This window comes from Micromonospora foliorum, assembly GCF_022229015.1.
GTDB classification, from domain to species: domain Bacteria; phylum Actinomycetota; class Actinomycetes; order Mycobacteriales; family Micromonosporaceae; genus Micromonospora; species Micromonospora foliorum.
The window spans coordinates 1-1,293 of record NZ_JAKKFF010000306.1; the positions used below are offsets into that span (position 1 = coordinate 1).

Here is a 1,293-nt window from a genome sequence, read left to right on the forward strand (position 1 = left end):
GACGAGGCCGAGGTACGCGCCGGCTTCACCCGGATCGCGGCGTTGCTCACCGCGAAGTGAGACGTCAGCGGGTCGGCGCGCGGTCCAGCACGCAGAACTCGTTGCCCTCGGGATCGGCGAGCACCGTGAACTGTTCGGCCCCGCTCTGCCCGACGTCGACGTGCCGCGCGCCGAGGCTCAGCAGTCGCCGTACCTCGGCCTGGGGGTCCGTGTCCGCGACCACGTCGAGGTGCAGCCGGTTCTTGCCCCGCTTGGCGGTGCCCGAGCCCTGCAACCACACGGTGGGCGCGGTGGCGGACGACTGCCCCGGCGGCCAGAGCTTGGCGCTGCCGTCGTCACCCTGCTCGACCTCGTAGCCGAGCGCCGCGGACCAGAACGCGACCATCACGTCCAGGTCCTCGACGTCGAGCGTGCACTGGGCGATGCGTACCACCATGGGTCACCTCCGTAGCGATGGTGCCCGATGCGGTACCCGCGAGGGCTGCGGGTCTAACCAGTGGCCGCACACGGACACCGGCGCCACGCGGAGCGGACTCCGCGTGGCGCCGGTGGCACCTCACCCCCCACCACAAGGGGCCGGTAGCCCAGTCGCCCGTCGGCGCGGGGCACAACGAACGACCAGGTCGAGAACGAGTTACCCGTTCAGCGCTGTTCCAACCAGACTGCCGCGTCAATTGGCAGCAGATGACCCGAGCCCTGTCCGGTGAGCTCGTCGCTGGCGACGAGCGGCTGACCGTACCCGTCGATCAGGACCGGCGCGCCGCTGAGGTTGACCACGCAGGTCAGCACGGTCGCGCCGGCGGTGCGGGAGAAGGCCAGCACGCCCGGCTCGCTCTCCAGCCAGGTGACCCCGTCGGCGTCGAGGGCCAACGCGGGATGGTCGTGACGGATCCGCAGCGCGGCCCGGTACAGCTCCAGGGTGGAGCCGGGCACGTCGGTCTGCGCCGTGACGGACAGCGCCTGCCAGACCGCCGGGGCGGGGAGCCAGCTCAGCTCGCTGCCGGCCGGCCCGAAACCGTACGGGGCCAGCTCGCCGCTCCACGGGATGGGCACCCGGCAGCCGTCGCGGCTCTCGCCGGTGCGCAGGAACGCCGGATCCTGGCGCAGCTCGTCGGGCAGGTCGAGGACCTCCGGCAGGCCCAGTTCCTCGCCCTGGTAGAGGTAGGCGCAGCCGGGCAGGGCGAGCATCAGCAGGCTGGCGGCACGGGCTCGGCGCAGCCCTTCCGCGCCGTCGCCGTACCGGGTGACGTGCCGCTGCTTGTCGTGGTTGGACAGCACCCAGGTGGTCGGCGC

2 protein-coding genes are annotated in these 1,293 nt (G+C 72.5%); both read right to left on the reverse strand.

Translation table 11 applies throughout. From position 1 onward, the window contains the following. Nucleotides 1-64: 64 nt before the first annotated feature. Entirely contained in the window at nucleotides 65-436 is a 372-nt protein-coding gene (locus PSH25_RS21905) for a VOC family protein (protein ID WP_238660857.1), read from the reverse strand. A 206-nt stretch (nucleotides 437-642) separates the two neighbouring features. Beyond that, nucleotides 643-1,293: alpha-amylase family glycosyl hydrolase (locus PSH25_RS21910; protein WP_238660858.1), on the reverse strand; the 651-nt coding region annotated here is incomplete at its 5' end.